The 21747-nt window shown below is 58.5% G+C and carries 18 protein-coding genes; 7 read left to right on the forward strand and 11 right to left on the reverse strand.

Annotation, left to right across the window (positions count from 1 at the left end; all coding sequences use genetic code 11):
- Nucleotides 1–99 precede the first annotated feature (99 nt).
- Together ABD76_RS09720 and ABD76_RS09725 are read right to left on the reverse strand one after the other, a co-directional pair.
- Nucleotides 100–885 (reverse strand): ABC transporter ATP-binding protein, encoded by a 786-nt coding sequence (locus tag ABD76_RS09720; RefSeq protein WP_197256403.1) that lies wholly within the window; start codon nucleotides 883–885, stop codon nucleotides 100–102.
- 32 nt (nucleotides 886–917) lie between these two features.
- On the reverse strand, nucleotides 918–1610 hold the full coding sequence (locus ABD76_RS09725; protein ID WP_197256405.1) for a FadR/GntR family transcriptional regulator: 693 nt from the start codon (nucleotides 1608–1610) through the stop codon (nucleotides 918–920).
- Nucleotides 1611–1856: 246 nt separating this feature from the next.
- On the opposite strand from ABD76_RS09725, the gene ABD76_RS09730 reads away from it, so the two are divergent.
- Nucleotides 1857–2852, forward strand: a complete 996-nt coding sequence (locus ABD76_RS09730) for a WXG100 family type VII secretion target (RefSeq protein ID WP_197256407.1) — start codon at nucleotides 1857–1859, stop codon at nucleotides 2850–2852.
- Entirely contained in the window at nucleotides 2852–3085 is a 234-nt protein-coding gene (locus tag ABD76_RS09735; protein ID WP_197256409.1) for a hypothetical protein, read from the forward strand. Before ABD76_RS09730 ends, ABD76_RS09735 begins: the two co-directional genes overlap by 1 nt.
- A 6-nt stretch (nucleotides 3086–3091) precedes the next feature.
- Here the strand turns inward: ABD76_RS09735 and ABD76_RS09740 are convergent, their stop codons facing one another.
- From ABD76_RS09740 to ABD76_RS09755, 4 genes are all read right to left on the reverse strand, one after another.
- Complete coding sequence (locus ABD76_RS09740) at nucleotides 3092–4156, reverse strand: RodZ family helix-turn-helix domain-containing protein (RefSeq protein ID WP_197256411.1); 1065 nt, start codon at nucleotides 4154–4156, stop codon at nucleotides 3092–3094.
- 5 nt (nucleotides 4157–4161) lie between these two features.
- On the reverse strand, nucleotides 4162–5022 hold the full coding sequence (locus tag ABD76_RS09745; RefSeq protein WP_197256412.1) for a phosphotransferase family protein: 861 nt from the start codon (nucleotides 5020–5022) through the stop codon (nucleotides 4162–4164).
- A 321-nt stretch (nucleotides 5023–5343) separates the two neighbouring features.
- Entirely contained in the window at nucleotides 5344–6609 is a 1266-nt protein-coding gene (odhB, locus tag ABD76_RS09750; protein ID WP_197256415.1) for a 2-oxoglutarate dehydrogenase complex dihydrolipoyllysine-residue succinyltransferase, read from the reverse strand.
- Between the two features lie 17 nt (nucleotides 6610–6626).
- Nucleotides 6627–9473, reverse strand: coding sequence for a 2-oxoglutarate dehydrogenase E1 component (locus ABD76_RS09755; protein ID WP_197256417.1), 2847 nt, complete (start codon nucleotides 9471–9473; stop codon nucleotides 6627–6629).
- 486 nt (nucleotides 9474–9959) lie between these two features.
- Between ABD76_RS09755 and ABD76_RS09760 the strand changes: the two genes are divergently transcribed.
- Both ABD76_RS09760 and hprK read left to right on the forward strand, forming a co-directional pair.
- Nucleotides 9960–12527 carry a transglutaminase-like domain-containing protein gene (locus ABD76_RS09760; protein WP_197256419.1) on the forward strand — a complete coding sequence of 856 codons (2568 nt, stop codon included), beginning with the start codon at nucleotides 9960–9962 and terminating at the stop codon, nucleotides 12525–12527.
- A 532-nt stretch (nucleotides 12528–13059) separates the two neighbouring features.
- The gene (gene hprK / locus ABD76_RS09765; RefSeq protein ID WP_197256421.1) at nucleotides 13060–13965 is read left to right on the forward strand and encodes an HPr(Ser) kinase/phosphatase; all 906 of its coding nucleotides are present in this window, start codon (nucleotides 13060–13062) and stop codon (nucleotides 13963–13965) included.
- 141 nt (nucleotides 13966–14106) lie between these two features.
- Here hprK and ABD76_RS09770 read toward each other — a convergent pair whose 3' ends face one another.
- The 3 genes from ABD76_RS09770 to ABD76_RS09780 all read right to left on the reverse strand — a co-directional run bounded on the left by ABD76_RS09770 (nucleotide 14107) and on the right by ABD76_RS09780 (nucleotide 16916).
- Entirely contained in the window at nucleotides 14107–14790 is a 684-nt protein-coding gene (locus tag ABD76_RS09770) for a M50 family metallopeptidase (protein ID WP_197256423.1), read from the reverse strand.
- Between the two features lie 222 nt (nucleotides 14791–15012).
- Entirely contained in the window at nucleotides 15013–15894 is an 882-nt protein-coding gene (locus tag ABD76_RS09775; protein WP_197256425.1) for a C40 family peptidase, read from the reverse strand.
- Between the two features lie 173 nt (nucleotides 15895–16067).
- The gene (locus ABD76_RS09780; RefSeq protein WP_197256427.1) at nucleotides 16068–16916 is read right to left on the reverse strand and encodes an alpha/beta hydrolase family protein; all 849 of its coding nucleotides are present in this window, start codon (nucleotides 16914–16916) and stop codon (nucleotides 16068–16070) included.
- 229 nt (nucleotides 16917–17145) lie between these two features.
- Here ABD76_RS09780 and ABD76_RS09785 point away from each other — a divergent pair, with 229 nt between their 5' ends.
- The 3 genes from ABD76_RS09785 (at nucleotide 17146) to ABD76_RS09795 (ending at nucleotide 20445) form a co-directional block, all read left to right on the forward strand.
- Nucleotides 17146–17655: a mismatch-specific DNA-glycosylase gene (locus ABD76_RS09785; protein WP_197256429.1), complete on the forward strand. Its 510-nt coding sequence runs from the start codon at nucleotides 17146–17148 to the stop codon at nucleotides 17653–17655.
- Nucleotides 17656–17889: 234 nt separating this feature from the next.
- Nucleotides 17890–18060, forward strand: coding sequence for a hypothetical protein (locus ABD76_RS09790; protein WP_197256431.1), 171 nt, complete (start codon nucleotides 17890–17892; stop codon nucleotides 18058–18060).
- A gap of 153 nt (nucleotides 18061–18213) precedes the next feature.
- On the forward strand, nucleotides 18214–20445 hold the full coding sequence (locus ABD76_RS09795) for an ATP-dependent helicase (RefSeq protein WP_197256433.1): 2232 nt from the start codon (nucleotides 18214–18216) through the stop codon (nucleotides 20443–20445).
- Nucleotides 20446–20560: 115 nt separating this feature from the next.
- Here the strand turns inward: ABD76_RS09795 and ABD76_RS09800 are convergent, their stop codons facing one another.
- On the reverse strand, nucleotides 20561–21025 hold the full coding sequence (locus ABD76_RS09800; RefSeq protein ID WP_338125091.1) for an ATP-binding cassette domain-containing protein: 465 nt from the start codon (nucleotides 21023–21025) through the stop codon (nucleotides 20561–20563).
- Nucleotides 21026–21211: 186 nt separating this feature from the next.
- Nucleotides 21212–21745 (reverse strand): PadR family transcriptional regulator, encoded by a 534-nt coding sequence (locus tag ABD76_RS09805; protein WP_197256435.1) that lies wholly within the window; start codon nucleotides 21743–21745, stop codon nucleotides 21212–21214.
- Between the last annotated feature and the right edge of the window lie 2 nt (nucleotides 21746–21747).

Consider the following 21747-nt stretch of genomic DNA (forward strand, 5'->3'; position numbering starts at 1 on the left):
CTTCAGAGGCAAGGAGAGGGCGGAAGCAGCAAAAGCCGACGCAGGTCGGCTTTTGTCCTTGAAAGCAATGTCGCATTGAAGAAATAGAGCGGGAGCGTATTATTCGGTGTCCAGCAATTGAAGGGAATAGCGCTGGCCCAGCTCCTGCCGCACTTCAATGCGCGCATGGAAAAATTCGCTTAAATGGGCGGAGGTCAACTGATTGGCCGTATCGCCGGATGAAAACACGGTTCCTTGCTTAATGAGCAGGGCTTTGTTGAAGCAGGGCATAATCTCTTCGACATGATGCGTGACATAGATAAGAGTCGGGGCATCCGGCTCGCGCGCTATCGATTGAATCATATGGAGCAACTGATCGCGGGCGAAGATATCGAGTCCCGTGCACGGCTCGTCCAGGATGAGAAGCTTCGGCGACGCCATTAGCGCCCGGCCGATGAGCACCCGCTGCCGCTCGCCCTGCGATAACGTGTCGTAGGTGCGGTTCAGCAGCCGCTCGCAGCCGAGCAGCCGGATCAAGGACAAAGCCTTCTCCTCGTCAGCCTCCTCGATGTCATCGTACAAGCCGATCGAGGCGAATTTCCCGCTGAGCACGATCTTCTGCACTGTCTCGTGGCCGTATAGCTTCTGCTGCAGGGAGGTGCTTACCCAGCCGATGTGTTTGCGCAGCTCGCGCAGGTCGAAGGTGCCGAACCGCTTGCCGAGAACGGAGACGCTTCCCGTGGTCGGCCAGATATAGCCGTTGATCATATTCAATAAGGTCGTTTTCCCCGAGCCGTTCAGCCCGAGTAGACACCAATGCTCTCCTGGCTTTACCTCCCAGGATACCCGATCCAGAATCGTCTTGTTGTCCCTCTTCCAGGTTACATCGCGAACATCAATGACCATAACATCTCTCCTCTCCTCTGTGTTGGCAACCATTATTCGCTCCCGCGGCGTCCCTGCGGGGCCAGATTGTCCAGCGACAAGCGCACGGCGGTATCGGCGTCCCGGGCCGCAATCGCCTGGTAGAGCTGATCATGCAATTCCGACCGGTCCTCATAATGCTTCGTGCCGACGATGATGTGGCTGAGCTCGCCACGCAGCGCGTCGGAAAAGGCCCGGTACAGATCGAGGAGCAGCGGGTTTTGGCTTGCCTCTGCAATCGAACAGTGGAACTCCACATCAACATCCACATAGGAGGCATAATTGCCCGCTTCCAATGCCTTCTTCCGCTCTTCAAGCAGCCGCTTCATCCGTCTCAGATCCCCGTCCGTACGCCGTTCCGCGGCCAGCCGCGCGGCCTGGACATCCATCATGCTTCTCACTTCGGTAATGTGCGCCGTCTCGGCCCGGAGCAGCCGTTGCTCCAGCGAGTCCGCATCGGAGGGAAGCGAGCGGACATACGTCCCGTCCCCTTGCCGGACTTCCAGCACGCCGGCATGTACCAAGATCTTCACGGCTTCGCGGACCGTCGAGCGGCCTACGCCGAACAACTCCATCAGTTCCGGCTCGGTCGGCATCCGATCGCCGGGACGATAATGGCGGGCCAGCGCGCCATAGAGCTGCTCCAACACCTGATCCACCAGCTTGCGTCGGGGGACGGGAGTGAACTTGGGCGCATTCAAATTCATCAGATCATCTCCTGTTATAGAGAAGTATATTCCTTTTTTTCAAATGTCAAAACAAAAATATGCCGGGCTGATAAGCCGTAAGTCCCGATTCACAGGTCCGGCAGCAAAGGGGATGAATGGTTCATAATGAGGAGATATCCCGGGAGGCGCTTCGGAATACCAGTAAAAAATTAGGAAATTCCTCGCTGGGAATGAGAGCGGTGATTCGCTATAATCATATCAAATTCAAGATAAGGGAATGGATGCATGATGCGCATTACGATCAAACCGGAGCAAATCGATAATGTGGCAAACTTGTTCCACTTGGCATACGGGTTGTCCAAAACGCAAATGGAAGGCCTTCAAAAGGCCATCAAGTCGCTGGAATCGCAGTGGATGGGCATGGAGAAGAACCGCTTCTACAGCGAGTTCCAGTCGTCTCAGCAGGTGTTCTCTTCCTTCTTGGCGAAGCTCCAGGAGATAGAGCTGGAATTGAAGGATATCGCCCGCCGGTTCAGGGAAGGGGACGGCACTCCAACCGGGGGAATTCAGGCCCTCTTGAATGCGGCTGTCATGGCGGCCAGCGGAGCGGTGTTCGTAAGCAGCGTGCTGGGGGCCGGAGCCCAGCCTGGCGCCGATTCCGCCGGAGAGCAATTCAAGGACTGGGACGAGGAAGACGTGAAGGAATATCAGAAATATGAGGACATTCTGAAGCAGGCGGAGGAGTTGGGCGATAAAAATCTGATGCAGGAAGCTCATGACAAGATGAATATTATCAACCTCAAATATGCGGATGAGGTGGAGAGAACGGATTACCTTGGGGGAGGAGAGACGACGAAGATGACGCGCGATTCCGTTGTCGTGAACTATCCGCTGCAGGAGGGCAACGACAAGACGATGATCTCGGTGGACCGCAAGGGCAACGTCGTCAGCTATGAAAAGGACGAATCAAAATATACATATTGGGAGCAAAAACATACGACGGGCAAATTCGAGAACTTTATGGGATCCGCGGCCAAAACGGCGACCAGCTATGGCGTAGGCCTCTTGTTGACCCGGGGAAGCAAGCCATGGGTCCAGCATGCCTCGGGCGCAGGCGGGGCTTTCTTCCTGGACAAATACATTCCCCCGGTTCCTGATGTCGGAGAAACGCGGACGATGATCTACCGTACGAATATCGAGACGGGCAAAATCGAAAATATGGTCATCGTCACGAACGGCCAGAAGGATATTCAGTACCGGTATTGGAAGGAGTACAACTAGTGTGGATCAAATGGATGTTCTATACCGCGGTCGCCGCGTTTGTCGGATTTTTTCTGCTGGCCACGCCGAAATACGATGCCGTTCGCTGGATGATTCTCGTCTTTTTTGCCGGTTATTTTGCCATTAAAAAATGGTGCTCCGCCAAATACCAGGGGCCATCGATCCTCGTTCTGATGGCGGCTGTCATCATCATTACGGAAGTGCTGGTGGCGTATTCGGACGGAGCGCCGTAAATCAATTCATTGGCCGACAGGCTTCCATTCGGCCTCGCTCAGCGGTTCTTCATACATTTCTTGCCCCTCGTAAATATAACCGCGGACTTGCTGCCGTTGCTCCGTGTCGCCTTCCGGCGCATCGGAGTTGAAGGTGAAGAAAGCGAGTCCGCCTTCGATCCATTCCTCGCGAAGGTGCAGGTAGCGCTGCCGGTATTCCGAGCGGGCAAAGAAATCGCCATAATCGGCGTGATTGCCGGTATTGACTCCTTCCGCCGTAGAGAACGCCGGAGAAGAGAAGGCGATCTGCCGGACAGTCTGCTCCTCCATATACAGGACGATCTCATGCTCCGAGGATTGATAGATCATCCGGTTCTCTTCCGCGGCCGCAGGCTGGCCCAATTGCCGAATGACTTCATCCTGCGTCATCCCGAGCGAGATTTTGCCGAGCGATTGTCCCGGCACGACAAGGTAGTCGGTATTGGCCGGCTCCGGGGTCCAGCGCGCATAGGCGCCGTCAACGGTGACAAAAGCGCCGAAACCAATATAGTTCTTATTGGTTGTTACGGTAAGATGATCATCTCCGAGAGACATGCGCAGTTCAAAGTCTTCATCTTCTACATCCGTAAAAACCGCCTCATTGCCAACCATCTCGGCCACGCCGTTCTCGATGTTGCCGTGAGACCCATCCATCGTCTTCATATTGGTCACATGAAAAGCCATTAAGGAAAAGACCATCTGTCGTTCATCGACGCTTTTAATTTCGATGGCGGCGGAATTATATTTATCCGACTCTGCCCACCTCCATGTGCCGAGCCACGCCGAGGCATTCACCGGGGCTTCCGCCTGCGGGGCCGCCGGCGATTCGAGTGTTTCCGGCGCTGCCGCAGGCTCGGATATGGTTCGAGCAGTGGAGGCGGGAGCCGACGGCGTGTTCGGACTTGCTGTCCCGGGCGCGCTCGTTCCTTCGCCGGGAGCGGAAGCCGCATCTTCTGGTGCGGGTACAGCCTGCTGTTCCTGGCCGCATGCCGTAAGGATGGTTACAGCGGCAAGTGCGGCCGCCATCCATCTCAGCCGCCTTATCTTTTTCATTATGCTCATTCTCCTTCGCTTGTCGGGCAAGTCTTCTGATCCTGATTCGATCCTAACAGTCTTCCAGCCGCTTCGGTATACGGCTCGGCCCACGTCAGCTTCGGCAAGTCAGCGGCGGCATCCCCGAAATAGGACGTCGTGAAATCGATCACGCCGCTCACTTCCCAGCCTCGATCGATGTACTGCACGAGCACGTTTTCCGGCTTGAAGTCGCCCATGACGAAGCGGGGGGAGTCCAGGCTCTCCATCGTTGCCTGCGCGTTGTCCAATAGCTGCTCCACCCATGCCTTATCCCTATCCGTAATGACAGAGTACTTCGCGGCGTCGTCGAGCCAGTAGCGAATTGTTCCGTATAGCCACTCTGTGTAGGAGCCGTCGAACGGGCGGATAAGGCCGCTGTCCGGATCGAATTCCCCGGGATGGTCGGCCTTCCACCCATGCAGCGCGCGCAGGGCGCTCCCGAGCTGAGCCGGGATGCTCACCCCATCTTCGCGATGAAGCAGGCGCAGCATCTCCGGATCGTGGATATGCCGTCCGGGGAGGCGGGGCATGAGTGCATAGGTCCAGCCGAAAATATCCTCCGACTCATCTAGCAGATAGGGATAAGGCACCTTGACTCCGGTATTCGCGTGCAAATGGCGGACAAAATACGCTTGCTCCTTCCACTGTCCGGGATAGAGAGGATTGCCCTTCAGCACGAATTCCCCGGCTGTGGACGTCACGAACAGCGTCTGCTTCATGACCCCGTGCTCCGTAGGCGCGGTGTGAATCAATCGGCCCAGCCCGAACCGGTCCAGCATCCGCTGCAGTTGGCTGTCCGTCAGGTCGCCTAACGATTTCGAAGCGAAAAATACGGTTGTCGTCAACCGCTGCACCCCCGTTACAACTAGAATGAATGCTGATCCTTTCAAACGCATGATACAGAAAAAGCGGCATGCCTGCAGGCAGCCGCAAAGTGGCAAATATCGATGCGATCTTCTACAATCCGCAATATCCAAAATTATCCTATCACTCGGATTCGGGGAAGTCAAAGCAATTCTCCGCAAGGGCGAAAATGCGGACAGGCCGTAGGCCCAGGCGGAACAAGATCTTCGCGCCGCCAACCGGAGCGCTTCCGGCGCCGCGAATGAAGACAGCCGGCTCCGCAGAGCCGGCTGTTTCTACCTAAGTGCATAGGTGACGCGGCCTTATCCTTCGAGGAGCAGCGTCTCCGGATCTTCCAGCATCTCCTTGACCTTAACCAGGAAGCCGACCGCTTCCGCTCCATCGACGATGCGGTGATCGTAGGAGAGAGCGATATACATCATCGGACGGTTCTCCGAACGCTCTTCATCGATGGCGACCGGACGCAGTTGGATCTTGTGCATCCCGAGGATGCCGACCTGCGGCGCGTTCAAGATCGGCGTCGACAGCAGGGAGCCGAAAACGCCGCCGTTCGTGATCGTGAAGGAGCCGCCTTGCAGATCGGACAGCGCCAACGAGTTGGAGCGGGCCTTCGTCGCCAGTTCGGCGATGGAGCGCTCAATCTCCGCAAAGCTGAGGCGATCCGCGTCGCGAACGACCGGCACGACGAGCCCTTCTTTCGCTGCCACGGCGATGCCGATATCGTAGAATTTCTTCACGAGAATATCTTGTCCGTCGATCTCGGCGTTCAGCAACGGGTAAGCCTTCAATGCGCCGACGACCGCCTTCGTGAAGAAGGACATGAAGCCGAGACCGACATCATGCTTTTCCTTGAAGGCGTCTTTGCGCCGCTTGCGGATATCGAGAATCGCAGTCATGTCGACTTCGTTGAACGTCGTCAGCATGGCTGCCGTCTGCTGCGCCTCCACCAGGCGAGTCGCGATCGTCTGGCGGCGGCGGGACATGCGCTGGCGCTCGATCGGCTTGGCCGAATCGCCAGCCGCTCCGGAAGCCGGAGCCGCAGGCTTCGCCGGCGCGGCTGGAGCCGCCGCTGGCGCTGCCGCCGGGCGGGCCGCGTTCGCCTGCACGTCATCATGCTGGATGCGGCCGATCGGGTCGCGCGCAGCCACGCCGTTCAAGTCGATGCCTTTCTCCCTCGCCAGCTTGCGCGCCGCCGGAGACGCGTGGTATGCGCCGCTATCCGCAGCAGGCGCAGGCGCTGGGGCCGGCGCTGCCGGGGCTGCGGCCGGAGCGCTTTCCTTCTCTGCGGCAGCCGCTTCCGCCGCTGGAGCAGTTGCTGGAGCGCTTGCTCCCGCCCCGGAGCCGATGACGGCGATGACTTCGCCGACAGCGACATTTTCGCCTTCCCCTCTCAGGATCGATTCAATGACTCCGCTCTCTTCGGCACTGATTTCCAGATTGACTTTATCGGTTTCCAACTCGGCGAGCAGATCCCCTTGACCTACCGTGTCGCCTACTTTGACAAGCCATTTATGCAAGGTTCCTTCCGATATCGATTCTCCAAGATCAGGCACTTTGATTTCAGCCACGACCGTAACCTCCCAGGTTAATTAGTTTTTGTCGAGCGATGCAACGATTCGGTAATGATTTGGCGCTGTTCGAAACTATGGACATCCGCATACCCGCTCGCCGGGCTGGAATGCTCCGGACGTCCGATATAGTGGACAGGCACCTTCTTCGGAGCGACTTCGCGAAGCCGCGGCTCCATGTACGTCCAGGCGCCCATGTTTTTCGGTTCTTCCTGCACCCAGACGATCTCCTTCAGGGCCGGATAGCGTCCGATGATAGCCGCAATTTCCTCCTGCGGGAACGGATAGAGCTGTTCGACGCGGATCATATGCAGCCAGGAGTGATCTCCATCCGACGTCTCCAGTTCCGTCTGCAGATCGATTGCCATCTTGCCGGTAGCCAGAATAAGGCGCTCCACTTTCTTCGGCTGCTGGCTTTCCAGGGCTTCATCCCAGACGGGATGGAAGTGCCCTTCGCTGAACTCGCGGGCCGGCGATGCGCTCCGCGGGTTGCGCAGCAGGCTCTTCGGCGCCATGACGATGAGCGGACGCGCTTCATCGGTTCCGCCGATCGCGGCCTGACGGCGCAGCAGATGGAAGTATTGCGCGGCGCTGGTCAAATTGACAACCGTCCAGTTATGCTCGGCGGACGATTGCAGGAAGCGCTCCAGGCGGGCGCTGGAATGCTCCGGCCCTTGGCCCTCGAACCCATGCGGCAGCAGGACGACGAGATTGGACTTCTGGTTCCACTTCGCCCGGCCGGCAGCGATGAACTGGTCGAAAATGACTTGCGCCGCATTGGCGAAGTCGCCGTATTGCGCCTCCCAAATCACGAGCGTCTCTGGCGCGAATACGTTATAGCCGTATTCATACCCGAGCACAGACGCCTCGGACAGCGGGCTGTTATAGATAGCGAAGGAGGCCTTCGCCTGCGGAATGCGGTGCAGCGGCGAGAACGTCTCGCCCGTGTGATAGTCGTGCAGCACGAGATGGCGTTGCGAGAAGGTGCCCCGCTCGGAATCTTGCCCGGTGATGCGGATCGGCTGCCCTTCCGCCAGGATCGTCGCGAACGCCAGCGTCTCGGCGAGCGCCCAGTCGACCTTCTCGCCCTCATCGAGCGCGTTGGCCCGGCGCTGCAAAATGCGCTGCAGCTTCGGATAGACCTGGAAGCCCTCCGGCACCACCAGCAGCTCGCGGTTAATCTCCCGCAACTGCTCGAGCGGCACGGCGGTGCCGTTGCCGGACAAGCGGCTTGGCGGCTCGCCCGTATTGTGGCGGTACGCCCGGTCGGTCGTCTCCTTCATTTTGTCATACGCCTGCTGCAGGACGGCTTCGGCATCCTTCTTCATCTGTTCGATCTGCGCGTCGTCAACCAGGCCTTCCTGCTTCAACCGCTCGCCATAGAGGGCATACACGGTCGGATGCTGGTTCACCTTGCGGTACACGAACGGCGACGTTCCTTCCGGATCGTCCATCTCGTTGTGGCCGTGGCGGCGGTAGCCGATCAGATCGATCAGGAAGTCCTTCTTGAACACGCTCCGGTATTCGACCGCCATGCGAACGGCCGCGATGCACGCATCCGGATCGTCCGCGTTCACGTGCACGATCGGAATCTCGAAGCCTTTGGCCAGGTCGCTTGCATAATGCGTGGAGCGGGAGTCCTCGCTCTTCGTCGTGAACCCGATGCGGTTGTTGACGATAATATGCAGCGTGCCCCCGTTCCGGAAGCCGCGCAGCTTGTTGAAGTTGAGCGTCTCCGAGACGATGCCTTCCCCCGGGAAGGCGGCGTCGCCGTGCATGAGCACCGTCGCGGCCTTGCCGGTATCCTGGCGCGGATAGCCCGGCTGGCTGCGGTCATCCTGGGCGGCGCGGGAGAAGCCCTCCACGACCGGATTGACGTATTCCAGATGGCTCGGGTTATTCGCGAGCGTAACCTTGGTCCGCACGGTATTGCCTTCGGTTACGGAGCGATCGGCGCCCAGATGATACTTCACGTCGCCGGTCCAGCCGTAGTTGATCCCCATTGAGCCTTCCGACGGGAACAGGTCCTTGTTCGGAGAGTGATGGAACTCCGAGAAAATCTTGCCGTACGGCTTCCCAAGCACGTGCGCGAGCACGTTTAACCGGCCTCGATGAGCCATGCCCATGAGGATACGCTGAGTGCCGTTGGCCGCGGAGGCGCGGACGAGTTCGTCCAGCATTGGCACGAGAACATCGGTGCCTTCGATCGAGAAGCGCTTCTGCCCGACGAAAGTGCGGTGCAGGAACGTCTCGAACTGCTCGACCTCGATCAGCCGTTTCAAGAGAGCGACGCGTTCGGCCGGAGTAAGCGGCTCCGGCGAGTTGAGGCATTCCGTATGTCTGCGCAGCCACTTCAATTCTTCCTCGTCATGCACGTGTCTGAATTCGTACGCGATGGATCGGGTGTATACCGCGCGCAGATGCTCAATCGCATCCCAGCAGGTGTGGACGCCGGCAGGCGCCTCCTTGAGCACGATTGAGGCAGGCAGAGCTTCCAGATCCGCGCGGGTCAAGCCGTAGGTCTCCGGCTCGAAGCGGCGGGTATCCACGGGCGGATTAATGCCCAATGGATCGATATCGGCCGCCAGATGGCCAAAGGTGCGAATAATGCCGGCCAGCTTGACGGCGGAGACGACTTTATTTAATCCGTCCCCGTCCAGCGAGACCGGAGCAGCGGCTCCCGCTGCTTGGGAACCGATTGAAGCAGGCGGCGGCCCGAAGCGGGCGAACAGGTCCCGGTAATTCGCTTCGACGGATTCGGGATCGTTAACGTATTGCTCGTACTGTTCCTGGATGTACCCGAGATTGGGTCCATAGTAATCCTTCCATACCCTTTCCTTCTCAGTAACTTCTGCAGCCGACATGAATGCTAGACCTCCTTACGGATTATGCCAAATCTATGAGTATATCTAAAATGACATACCCAATGTTTGCGTTTACACTTAGTGTACCACTTGTTCGCCAGAAATTAAAATAAAATGGACGTTTTTACGAGAATAAAATGTGGAATTTATCATGGTAAATGTTCCGAGCCTATTTTCTCAATCCTTTCTCATAGAAACGATTGTTCATCGTACATTATTATACAATTTCATGCAGAAAATAGAAACTTAAAAGAGAGAGGCGATTCCCACTCCCGATCTCTTCGACTATAATAGAGATATCGGTAACACCACGACGAATTTCCAGATAGCTTGGCATGAGCCGGATTGGTTCCCGGCTTCCGAAGCATCGCCGTATCTCTGAAGCATCAACGGATCTCAACGTTATCTCTGAAGCATTACCGCATTTCTGAAGCATTACCGCATCTCTGATGCACCAAATCTGCGAGAAGACAGGGGACGAAGTGGATGAGCAAGCTGAACGTGACGGACGGGCAATGGCTTCAGCGCTTGAAGGAGAAATTCCAGTACAAGCGCCAATTGGCGCGCCATCGGGACGAAGCGCTATTCGGCATCTTTGACGAGCCGTTAACGGAAGAAGAGCGCTTTTGTCTGCAATTTCTATATGCCTACATGCCGCTGCATGATATGGCGGATTATGACGGGGACTACTTCCTGAAGCATGTCCGCCGGACGCTGGAGACGCGCGGGCTGGCGCCATGGGGAGAGCGGATTCCGCAGGACGTTTTCCTGAATTTCGTGCTGCCTTACCGGGTGAACAACGAGAATATGGATGACAGCCGGCACGTCATTTTCGAGGAGTTATTCGATCGGGTCAAAAATAAATCGATCACAGAGGCAATCCTCGAGACGAATTATTGGTGCCATGAAAAGGCGACATACATCGGCACGGACATGCGGACGGTGTCGCCGCTGACCCTGATGCGCACCGCGCTCGGACGCTGCGGCGAGCAGTCGACCCTGGCCGTCGCCGCTCTCCGAAGCGTCGGCATACCGGCGCGCCAGTGCTATACGCCGCGCTGGGCGCATTGCGACTCGAACCATGCCTGGGTCGAGGCCTGGGCCGACGGCGAATGGCACTTCCTTGGCGCCTGCGAACCGGAAGCCCGCCTGAACGAGGGCTGGTTCCGCGCGCCCTCGCGGCGGGCGATGCTCGTCAACACCCGCGTCGCGGCAGATTACATCGGGCCGGAGGAGACCTGCTCGGATCATCCGTGGTACACCGAGATCAATCTGCTCGGCAACTATGCGCCGCGAAAGACGATTACGGTTCGCGCCGTGACCGAGGCAGGGGAGCCGGCTCAGGCCGAGGTGCAGTTCCAGCTCTATAACTTCGCCGAGTTCAGCACGATCGCCACGCTGCCGACCGACTCGCTGGGGCGGGTCTCTTTCACGACCGGCTGCGGCGATCTGGTTATCCATGCGCGCGGAGAGCGGGGCTGGGGCTGCCGCAAGATCGCCGTCGGCGATACGGAGGAGTGCGACATCGTCCTCCGGCATGGCGCTCCCCGGCCCGGCACGCTGGAGTGGGATATGACGCCGCCGCCGGAGCTGGCCGAGAGCGGCGGCGATGGCGCGGGCGAGGAGGAGCGCCGGGTCCACGACCGCCGGATTCAGCATGGCACGGCAACCCGGGCCGCCTATGAAGCGACATTCTGGACGGCCGGGCAGGCGGAGGAGCTGGCCCGAGAGCTCGGTCTGCCGGAGAAGCGGGTGAAGGACATTTTGCTTGCGGCCCGGGGAGGGAGCGCCGAGATGGCTGCCTTCCTGAAGGCGCAGACGCCTGTGCATGGCGAATGGGCGCTCAAGCTGCTGGAGTCGCTGCGGAGCAAAGATCTTCATGACACGATGCAGCCAACGCTCGCCGAGCATCTGGAAGGAGCGATGCCGTTCAAGGCTCAGACAGGCGACGACCGCCTGTTCGCGGACTACGTGCTGTGCCCGCGGGTTCATTTCGAGATGATTGCGCCGTACCGCGCCTTTTTCCGGCAGCAGTTCACGCCGGAGGAGCAGGAGCGGTACCGGAGCGAGCCGCAGGCGCTTGCCGATCGTCTCGGCCGCGAGATCGGCCTCGTCCATGGCATGGACCGCTACGCGGGGATGGCGACTCCGGCGGGCGCCTACCGGCTCAAGCGGATCGATCGCCTCAGCCGCGACATCTGCTTCGTCGCCGCCGCCCGAAGCCTGGGCATCCCGGCGCGGCTCGATCCGCTTCACGCCGACCCGGAATATTGGGCCGGCGGGCAATGGGTTCGCGCCGAGTTCCCGGCGGAAGCGGGACAGACCGAGGCGGCCGCGGCGGAGGAAGCGGCAGGCAAGGGCGCCATTTGCTTCGAGAGAGGCGAAGACGGTCCGGAAGCCGCCTACTATCAGAACTTCACGATCGCGCGGCTGGAGGATGGCCTGTACCGAACATTGACATTCCCGTTCGGGGAGAAGGCGGCGTACGGCAAGACGATCGACGTCCCGGCCGGGGACTACCGGTTGACGACCGGCGTCCGCCTGGGCGACGGCACGGTGCTGGCCCGGCTGACGTTTTTCACGGTTCCGGCCGGCGGCGTCGTCCCGGTCACGATTGCCTTCCGCCAGGAGCAGTTCGAGGTTCCGGTGCTGAGCCGGCTTGGTCCGGAGCAGTTGGGGACGCTCGATATTCCTGCCGAAGGCGCCATTCTGGCCTGGCTCGACCCGGAACGGGAGCCGTCGAAGCATCTGGCCCGCGAACTGCGGCAATTGCAGGCGGAGCTGGACGCCTGGGGCGGCCGAATCGAGCTGCGGGTCGAGGAGCAGCGCAATCGCGGGCCGTTCTCCCTCGAAGGAATGCCGGAGCGGACCCGCTATGCCGTCGATGAAGCGGGAGCGGCCCTGCAGGCGATACAGCCGTTCCTTTCGGGCTGGAACGGGAATGAGTACCCCCTAGTGCTCGTCGTTGACCGTGAGCTTCGTCTTCGCTATTTGTCCCAAGGGTATAAGCTTGGCATCGCAGAAGAGATCGTGAAGGTGTTGAAGCGCATTTGAAAGCACTGAATTTTGTCCTTGCACGGCTAGCGGCGGAAGCGGAATGGAGAGACTGTCTGCCAGGTAGTGTAGAAGGAGACGGGGAAAGACGGGACAACAGAAATGTTGGAGGCGGGAAGATAGCGGCGAAGATGGAAGATGCAGTGAAATCCTGCGTGAATGCAGGAATTTATGCCCCTTGAACCGCTATTTTATTAAATTCCTGCAAAAGAGCATTATTTCTGGAGGATTCTTGCTGTATATCTCTTTTATATGCTGAAAATGATGCGGTTTTGCAGGAATTGTTGTACCGAAGCAAACGTTATAAGGGAATACTGCATTGTTGCAGTTTTTTTGGCAAGTCGAGCCTTAAGAATAAGGGGGAGTGTCTCGCTGCAGCACCAGACTACACTTGCACAGCCCCCTTTTTTTCCTTCTTGGTCAAACGAGTCATTTTTTCTAAATAAATTAGTGAAAATTTTCACGATGGATGGGTTTTTCAGCCTTCTTTTTGTTAGAATATAAGGAACATTGGATCCGATGAGGTGATGAGATGAAAACGGTCATGATTCAACAGCTCGTGGAGAAGTTCAAGCTTGAAGTGCTGACGGGCGAGAACCGCCTGAACCGCACCATTTCCAAGACACGCGTGCACCGGCCGGGGCTTGAATTCGCCGGGTACTATGAATTTTTCCCGCAGGAACGCATTCAAGTCCTTGGACTGAAGGAGATCGGGTACCTTCATACGCTGACCGAGGAAGAGCGCGATGCCCGGATCAAAAACGTCGTGAAATACCATCCCCCTTGCTTTGTCGTTACTCGGGATCAGGAAGGGCTCACGTACTTGATCGATCATTGCCGGCGGGAAGACATTCCGCTGCTCCGCACCTCCATGACGACATCGAAGTTCATCGGACTGGTTGATTCTTATTTGACGAAAATGCTGGCGCCCGAGATTCAGGTGCATGGCGTATGCATGAACGTGGCGGGGATCGGCATTTTGCTGCGCGGCAAGTCGGGCATCGGCAAGAGCGAGACGGCGCTCACGCTCATTCGCCGGGGGCACCGCCTCGTGTCGGATGACGCGGTCGTCCTGCGCAAGATGAACCCGGAGACGCTGATCGGCACCCACGACGGCAAGACGCGCGAATTTCTCGCTTTGCGGAGCATCGGGCTCATTAATGTGGCCCGCATCTACGGCCGCAGCGCCTTCCAGGAAGAGACCCGCATCGTGCTCGATATCGAGCTGACGAAGTGGAAGGACAACGAACTGAACAACGAGCTGGAGCTGGAGCCCCGGTTCACGGAATATATGGACGTCAAGGTTCCGACCGTCCAGATTCAGCTTCAGCCCGGACGGGATGTCGCCAGCCTGGTCGAGGCGGCCGCCAACAACTATTATTTGCAGCAGCAGGGATACAGCGCCGCCGAGGAATTCATCTCGCGGCTGAATATGTAAGCATAAGAAGAGGCTGCCCTATGTCGAAGCGAGGGCGGCCTCCTTCTATGACAGTTCACGGCGGCAGTGCGCTTCGCCCGCAACGCGCTTAGCCGTTCGTGCACGGCGATCGGGGCGGAGCCGCATCCGATCGGGCTGCCGTTAGCGGGAGCGGGAGCTTCTCCTCGGATGAAGGAAGAGCCGCAGGCATTCCCTCGCTCCGAGCAGGGCGACCGCCGTGAACAGGAGCGCCCACAAGGCGGCCGGAACCGGGGTCAGCCGCGCCAGATTGGCGGCATCTCCGGCCTGGCCCGGATTCTGTACGGCCAGGATGAGCAGGAACACCGGGCCCAGTACCGATTCGACCAGGGCGATGAAGGCGACCAGCAAGTAGTAGCCTTGCCGCAGCCATGGCCATGGACAGAAGCAGATCGCGGCGGTCAAGAGCAGGAAGCCGATGCACCACATGACGCCATAGCCGTTGCGCACGAAGAAAAGCAGGCTGATGGCCGTGACAATGAGAATAGCCATTAATCCGGTCTGCTGCTTGCCGCGGGCATATCCGTAGAACAGCAGGACCGCGAACACCGTCGAGACGGTATACCCGGCGAGCGCGATAAGGATGAAGCGCCACGAATGGGCTGCCGCGGAAGAGTACGTGACTCCGCTATGATCGGCGAATAAGTGAATATACAATACTTTCCCGGACACGAGCAGGGTGACGATCGCGTGACCGAGCTCATGCACGAGCGTATCTACATTGCGAAAGAAAGATGAAAACGGAATGACCCGCGTCAAGACGGCGGCCACTACCAGAAATACGACGGTTTTTCCCCAATGCTTCATCGTCGCTCCCCCATTTGGCTTCAGGTCTACCCGGGGCGCGGGAAGCGCGGCGGTTGAGTTTCTGCCACTTCTCCGTCTCACCGGATTATCTCATCCATTATATCGTGATCCGTCCGGAGATTCCCATCCTATTCTTCATTCGCTTCCCGCAGAGCTTGACTTCCCACGGAATGCCCCGTGTCTGGATTGGCCGTTATTGGCCGGTGCAACAGCCTTCCGGTATTAGATGACCCGGCGCATCGACAGAAGCGTGGAGCCCCAATGTTCGCCGTCCACATCGCTAATCTGGACGCCCGGATCGCCCCATGTATGAATGAATTTTCCATTGCCGATATAGATGCCGACATGTCCCGGAATCCGGTCATCCTCGAACCTCCCGGGAACGGTGAAGAAGATCAGATCTCCCGGCTTGAGATTATCCCGGGTGACGGCAGAGCCCTGTCCAGCTTGATCCTGGGCCAGGCGCGGGAGTTCAACTCCAAAATGCGCGAACACATGCTTGGTGAAGGAGGAGCAGTCGAATTTCTTCGACTCTTCATAAGGGCCGGCTCCGAATTCGTATGGTACTCCCAGGAACGACTTCGCGTATTGAATCAAGTCCTGAGCATTCACCCCCGTCCCGGCCATATGGAGCGCTTGGGCCGAGATGCCGCCGGAGGGCGGCGTCGAACGAGCCTTCCGGATGGCTCCGATATCGATGGTCTGCCGTTCCGGATTCCATCGCAACGGAGCCTGGAGCAGCAAGGACAGGGATTCCATCGTGGCGAACGGCGCTCCCTTCAGCCGGACGGGCGCCTGCGGCAGCGTGACCGCCTGGCCGGAAGATAGCGCTTCGGGGCGTCCCGGATAGAGCTCATAGATGACGTCGGTATAACCGATGCGCACGACTTGGTCGCGATCCTCCATCCGCAAGCCGAGGGCATGCGCGGCTTCCCGGAGCGGAACCAGCCGGTTGCCCATCGAATCGATATGCGAACCGTCGAGAAGCGCCGTGCTCGTCGGCCCGGGCGGTTCAATCGGATTCGGCCTCGCGCAGGATGCCGCAACCCATAGCAAGGATGCGGCGCAGCACAGCAGCAAAAAACGAACGCCGGAGTAACCCATGGCGAATTCACCTCATTCGTTTTGATAAAATATAAGAAAGTGTCCGCTTCGGACCATACTTGGCTTATATTTCTCGCAGCAGCGTTTCACCCTCTTCGGAAGAAGGCGAAAAACGCTTCTACATTGCAGTGTGCGCCGGGAACGGGCTGGTTATGTATGACAGCGCGCCGAAGTCAGCGTCCCGTCTCCTCTATCCAGCGGAACATTCGCTCTACGGCTTCGCGGTGCTTCCCGGGCGGGAATAAATGGCCCTCCCCGGCATAGGCATGCAGCGTGCACTCCTTGCCGAGCGATGCCAGCTTGTCACGCATTCGAACGGCATGAGCATAAGGAACCTGCTCATCCTCCGTCCCGTGGATAAGCAGGACGGGACAGCGAATCCGCTCCGCCAAATGAATCGGGGATCGAAGGCGGAACGCCGCTTCCTGCCGGGCGGGCGTCCCTCCGAGCACGCGCTTGAGCATGCGCCGCAGATCGACGCGTTCCTCGTACGTCTGCGCCAGATCCGAGACGCCGCTCCACAGAATGAGGCGGTGGATGCCGGGGGCGCTTGCCGCCGTCCTGGACGCGTTGATGGCTCCGCGGGAGAAGCCCATGATAGAGATGCGCCGCTCATCGACGAACGGGAGCTGGACAAGCATGCGCCAGGCGGCGCGGACGTCCTCCGTATCGGCGCCGCCGAATTCGTCCCGGCCTTCGCCCCCTTCATTGCCGCGGTAGCAAGGGGCGAAGACGATATATCCATGGCTGGAGAACTGCTCCAGCCAATGCGTCCGCACGCGGCCGAACTTGCCCATTCCGCCGCGGCAATAGAGAAGGACCGGCCAGCGGCCCGCCGACATGTCCCGGCGTTCCGGCGGCCAGCCGCAGGCCGTTTCCGTCGGGCGCGGCAGCTCCGGGCACGCATAGTGGCCGCGAAGCCAGAGCCCCAGCCGTTCCGGATCCACGCGGCATCCGGGCGGCAGGCTCAAATATCCGGTGACCTTGTGATCCCCGGACAGGTAGGTAAGATGCAGCAGCATGGCGAATCCTCCCGTCCTTGTCCTTGGACATGTATTTTCTAATCTATTTGGCATATATTCTTGTCTATCTCGTGCAGCTGGATCAGCCGCGTTTGATTTGATGCCGTTCATAGGTATTATAAGCATAGGATCGACTCTGGAACCAGCAAGTGTTCATTATTGCCTTTTGCGATTAACTACGTTAATTATGGCTGCCATATTCAGAACAAAAGTACAGGAGGCGCTATTTATGAATCCGATACCCGATCATCTTGCCTGGGGGCTGGACGTGCTGTTCGTGGGCTTCAACCCAAGCCCGCGATCGGGAGAGACGGGCCATCATTACGCCAATCCGCGCAACCGCTTCTGGACGATCCTGTACCGGGCCGGCTTGACCCCGCGGCTGTACCGGGCCGAGGAGGACGGAGAGCTGCTGAAGCTGGGCTACGGCTTCACCAACATTGTCGCCCGGCCGACCCCGACGGCAGCGGATATCACAGCGGCCGAATATGCGGAGGGGCGCAAGCTGCTGCGCCGCAAAATCGAGACGTACCGCCCGCAGACCGTATGCTTCGTCGGCAAGGGCGTCTATGAGGCTTACAGCGGGCGAAGAGGAGTGGACTGGGGATTCCAGGACGAGCCGGTCGTAGAAGGCGTCCGCGATTTCGTGGCGCCGTCATCCAGCGGGCTTGTGCGGATGAAGCTGGAGGAGATTGTCGGCATCTATGCGCAGTTGGCCCGCCAGCAAGACGGGGAGTGAATAGCCGCAGGGGCTCTGGGCGGAATGTCCAGAGGGCTGAATTTTCGAGTATGACGGAGGATAACTGTAAGCGGAAGCGCTCAGGCTTCGAGCAGCGGGCTTCCGGTCGTGAGAGGCGTGCTGAGGCGTTTTCAGGGCATTTTCAACTACAGGCCCTTATCCGTTATACTTACAGAAGCCGTTTACGCATCGATTGGGAATGCGTAAATCCAATCCAGCAGGGAGTGACGATTTTTGAGTAACGAGCATATGTTGGAACGCAAAAATGAATTGCTGCGCCGCAATATTCAACAGTATCTTCTGCAAGAGAACCAGCACGGACTAAGCCAGCAGGAGCAGCACTTTTTGCAGCATCTCATTAAGGAAATGCACCAGAACAATTATGAGATGAACCGTCAATCGTAACCCTCCCGCTTATTTGCAGCCTTAGGGCGTGCCATACAGCGAAGAGTCCGGATGTCCGGGCTCTTTTTTTCATGGCAGGATAACAGGTATAATGGAGAGCATCGGGCTTGAACCGAGAGCAGCCACAGGCAACAACGAAAGGATAGTATGGCCATGCATATAAAGGAAGGATTCTTGGCACGCAAGCAGCGGGAAGGCATCGTTCTCAACGACGTGCAGACCGAGGCGGTCCTTCATACGGACGGGCCGATGCTGCTGCTGGCCTCTCCCGGATCGGGGAAGACGACGACAATCGTGATGAGGATCGGGTATCTTATCGCGGAAAAGAAGGCGGATCCGTCACGCATCAAGGCGATCACCTTCAGCAGGGCGTCTGCGGCAGACATGAGGGAGCGGTTCGCGCGGCTATGTCCCGAGCTGCCGGTCCGCAGCGTCGACTTCTCGACGATTCACAGCCTGGCGTTCGCGGTCACGCGCGAACATCTGCGGAATGCGCGCACCGATTTCCGGATCATCGAAGGGGATACCGATCTGGAGAGCCGGGAAGAAGCCCCGCTGGGAATGCCGGCACTTCACAAAAAGCTCATTCTCCGCGAGCTGTACAAAACGATCGCCGGAGAACATATTGCCGATGACCAGATGGATGAATTAACGACGTACATCAGCTTTGTCAAAAATAAAATGCTTCCTCCGGACCAATGGGAGCGCGTCCCCTGCAGCGTGCCGAAGGCCGCGCATATCGCCCGGCAGTACGAGCAATTCAAGCGCTCGGGAACGGATAAGCTCCTGCTTGATTACGACGATATGCTGACGGTCGCCCACGAGGCGTTCAGCCGGGACCGGAAGCTGCTGGAGCGGTACCAGTCCCGTTATGATTATATTTTGACCGATGAGAGCCAGGACACCTCGCTCGTGCAGCATGAGATTATCGGCAAGCTGGCGCAGCCGCACCGGAATCTGTGCGTCGTGGCCGACGATGATCAGAGCATTTATACGTGGCGGGCCGCGGAGCCGGATTATTTGCTTCAGTTCAAGCAAGTCTACCCCGATGCGAAGCTGTTGAAAATGGAGCAGAATTATCGCTCTTCGCGCAATATCGTCGAAGTGGCCAACCGCTTCATCAAGCAGAACAAGCAGCGGTATGACAAACAAATGTTCACGGCCAACCCGCCGCAGCGGCCGATTGTCATTAGCGAGGTCGCCGAATACGAGGATCAGGCGAAAAGGGTGGCGGAGCGCGTGTCCGCCATGGCCAATTTGCGGGACACGGCCGTGCTCTACCGCAACAATTCTTCTTCGATTGCGCTTATGAATGAGTTTGATCGCGCCGGCATCCCGTTTTTTATCCGTGACGGGGATAACCGGTTCTTCTCGCATTGGGTGGTCGAGGATGTGCTGAATTTTATGCGGATGGCATTTACCGACCGGCGGCCTGATCTTTTGGAAAAAATCCATCTCAAGTTCAACGGGTACATCTCGAAGCAGCAAATGGCGGCATTGAAGGCCGTTCACAACGGCGAATCGGTCTTCGACAATCTGCTTCGCCATGTCCCGCTGCAAGACTACCAGGTCGGTCTGCTGCAGGAAAGCAAGGAAACCTTCGCCCGGCTGAAGGAGATGACCCCGCAGGCGGCTATCCGCGTCATTCGCACGAAGCTGGGCTATGACAAGGCCGTCGAGAAAACATGCGAGCGGCTCGGCTTCCGCAAGGAGTATATCGTCGGCATACTGAACACCCTGGACAATATCGCCGACGGCCTCGCTACGCTGCCGGACTTTGCGGCGCGCTTGAAGCGGCTGGAGGCGATCATGGCTTCCTCCAAGCGGAACCGCGGCGCGAACGCGGTGACGTTCTCCACGTTTCACAGCGCGAAAGGGCTGGAGTTCGAGCATGTGTTCATGATCGACCTGGTGGAAGGGATCATCCCGTCGCAGGAGGACATCCGCAGCTACGACAAAGGGGAGACCGCGGAGATGGAGGAAGCGGTCCGGCTGTTCTATGTGGGCATGACGCGGGCCAAATCCCATCTGGAGCTGCTGTCCTACCGGGAGCGGGGCGGCGAGAAGGCAAAGCGCTCCCGGTTCGTGTCTTATGTCGAGAAGCTTCAGCCTGCGGCAGCGGCGAGCCCGGCACCGACGGCGGCCGTGTCCGCAGCGCAGGCAGGAGCGGCCCCTGTACTGCCGAATGCGATTCGGACATGGAGCGGGATCGGGGCCGGAACGAAGGTGCAGCATGCGGCCTTTGGACTCGGCGAGATTGTCAGCCTGGATGAGGAGGCTGTCGAGATTCAATTCGCCGTCGAGCGGAAGCGGATGCACGCCCCGACCTGTCTGAGCCGCGGTCTGCTGGCGTTGGCAGAAGAAGCCGTCCCTTCGCGCGGATAATGGCTGGGGGCATGAAAAGCATTCTGAAGGCGGCTGCCCTGCGGCTCGCGTTTGCTGGAGCGCCGATTCATTCGGCGGGACAAGCCGTCGCCCCTTCCTCTATGGAAGACACCGGCTAGCCGGACGCGGCGTGCGTGCGCCGCTTCTGCTTCACTCCGGTCTGCTCGGATCCCAGCGGAAGGTGAATACCGCTACCGTCATGCATAATATGGCGAACCCGGCCAGGATGGCGGGCCGCTTCTGCTGCCCGCCGGACAACCGTGCCGCATCGGTCCGCGCGGCTTCCCCAAGTCCGCAGCGCCGCAAATGCCCCATCAGGATGGCATCGGAGAGGCGGCAGCCATAAAAGAAGACGAACATGCCCCCATATTTTCCAAAACGTTAAAACCGGAAAAAACGGAGCCGATTGCAATTGCACTCCGATATGGCGACAGGGATCCTCGGTCCAGTAGCTGATCTGTCCCCGACCCGGCCGCAGCAGGCCAAGGAGCAAGTCAAGCGTCGCCGACTTCCCGACCCCATTCGCTCCGATGATGGCAAGCGCCTCTCCCTGCCGAATCGTCACGTCCACGCCGTTCACGATGGTGGCGGGGGCCCGTATGTCTTGACGAGTTCCGTCGCTTTGATTAAAATGTCCGCTTGCGTCGTCATCAATGGCTCATCTCCTTTTATTTGGCCAATGTTTTATATCCAATGTTGGATATAAGCATGAAAGGAAAGCCGCTCGTTCCGGCATGCACGGAAAAGCGGCCTTGGCCCTCGGAAGTTACTTTGGTTGCTGTTCCATCAGCTCGATTACTTTGCGGAGATAGCGGATATCCAGCTCCAGCAGCGTGATAGCGTTGTCGAAGGAAGCTTCCGCGATAGGGGGGAGCCCGTATTGACTCTTAATCTGTTTCCCGAGCTTCCACTGCTCCAGCGTGGCTTCCAGCTCCTTCACATTTTGCTCCAGCAGCGGCTTCGCTTCTTCCCGGGGAAGCTCATCGATCCAGGTCAGCCCGAGCACGAAATCAGACTTAACCGAATGGGGCGCCAGGGTCAGCGATTCCCGCACCTTCTCTTTGAAGTACCGTTCGCCTTGGTCTGTGATGGCATAGATTTTGCGCAGGCGGGCACCGGTCCGTTCCTCCGCTTCCGTGCGAATCAGACCCTCTTTCTCCATCTTGTTCAAGGCGTAATAAATGGAGCCGGACAGCACATTCGTCCACACATCGACGCGGCTGGTCTGAATCGTCTGTTGAATTTCATAGCCGTGCATCGGCCGCTGGCGCAGCAAGGAGAGAATAATCAAGTCCGTCAAAA

The organism is Paenibacillus dendritiformis (genome assembly GCF_015845845.1).
Taxonomy (GTDB): domain Bacteria; phylum Bacillota; class Bacilli; order Paenibacillales; family Paenibacillaceae; genus Paenibacillus_B; species Paenibacillus_B dendritiformis_C.

Excerpts from the sequence above, each read along its gene's own strand:
- ABD76_RS09720 (WP_197256403.1), bottom strand. The coding sequence starts at position 885 with ATGGTCATTGATGTTCGCGATGTAACCTGGAAGAGGGACAACAAGACG.
- ABD76_RS09725 (WP_197256405.1), bottom strand. The coding sequence starts at position 1,610 with ATGAATTTGAATGCGCCCAAGTTCACTCCCGTCCCCCGACGCAAGCTG.
- ABD76_RS09730 (WP_197256407.1), top strand. The coding sequence starts at position 1,857 with ATGATGCGCATTACGATCAAACCGGAGCAAATCGATAATGTGGCAAAC.
- ABD76_RS09740 (WP_197256411.1), bottom strand. The coding sequence starts at position 4,156 with ATGAAAAAGATAAGGCGGCTGAGATGGATGGCGGCCGCACTTGCCGCT.
- ABD76_RS09755 (WP_197256417.1), bottom strand. The coding sequence starts at position 9,473 with ATGTCGGCTGCAGAAGTTACTGAGAAGGAAAGGGTATGGAAGGATTAC.
- ABD76_RS09760 (WP_197256419.1), top strand. The coding sequence starts at position 9,960 with ATGAGCAAGCTGAACGTGACGGACGGGCAATGGCTTCAGCGCTTGAAG.
- hprK (WP_197256421.1), top strand. The coding sequence starts at position 13,060 with ATGAAAACGGTCATGATTCAACAGCTCGTGGAGAAGTTCAAGCTTGAA.
- ABD76_RS09770 (WP_197256423.1), bottom strand. The coding sequence starts at position 14,790 with ATGAAGCATTGGGGAAAAACCGTCGTATTTCTGGTAGTGGCCGCCGTC.
- ABD76_RS09775 (WP_197256425.1), bottom strand. The coding sequence starts at position 15,894 with ATGGGTTACTCCGGCGTTCGTTTTTTGCTGCTGTGCTGCGCCGCATCC.
- ABD76_RS09780 (WP_197256427.1), bottom strand. The coding sequence starts at position 16,916 with ATGCTGCTGCATCTTACCTACCTGTCCGGGGATCACAAGGTCACCGGA.
- ABD76_RS09785 (WP_197256429.1), top strand. The coding sequence starts at position 17,146 with ATGAATCCGATACCCGATCATCTTGCCTGGGGGCTGGACGTGCTGTTC.
- ABD76_RS09795 (WP_197256433.1), top strand. The coding sequence starts at position 18,214 with ATGCATATAAAGGAAGGATTCTTGGCACGCAAGCAGCGGGAAGGCATC.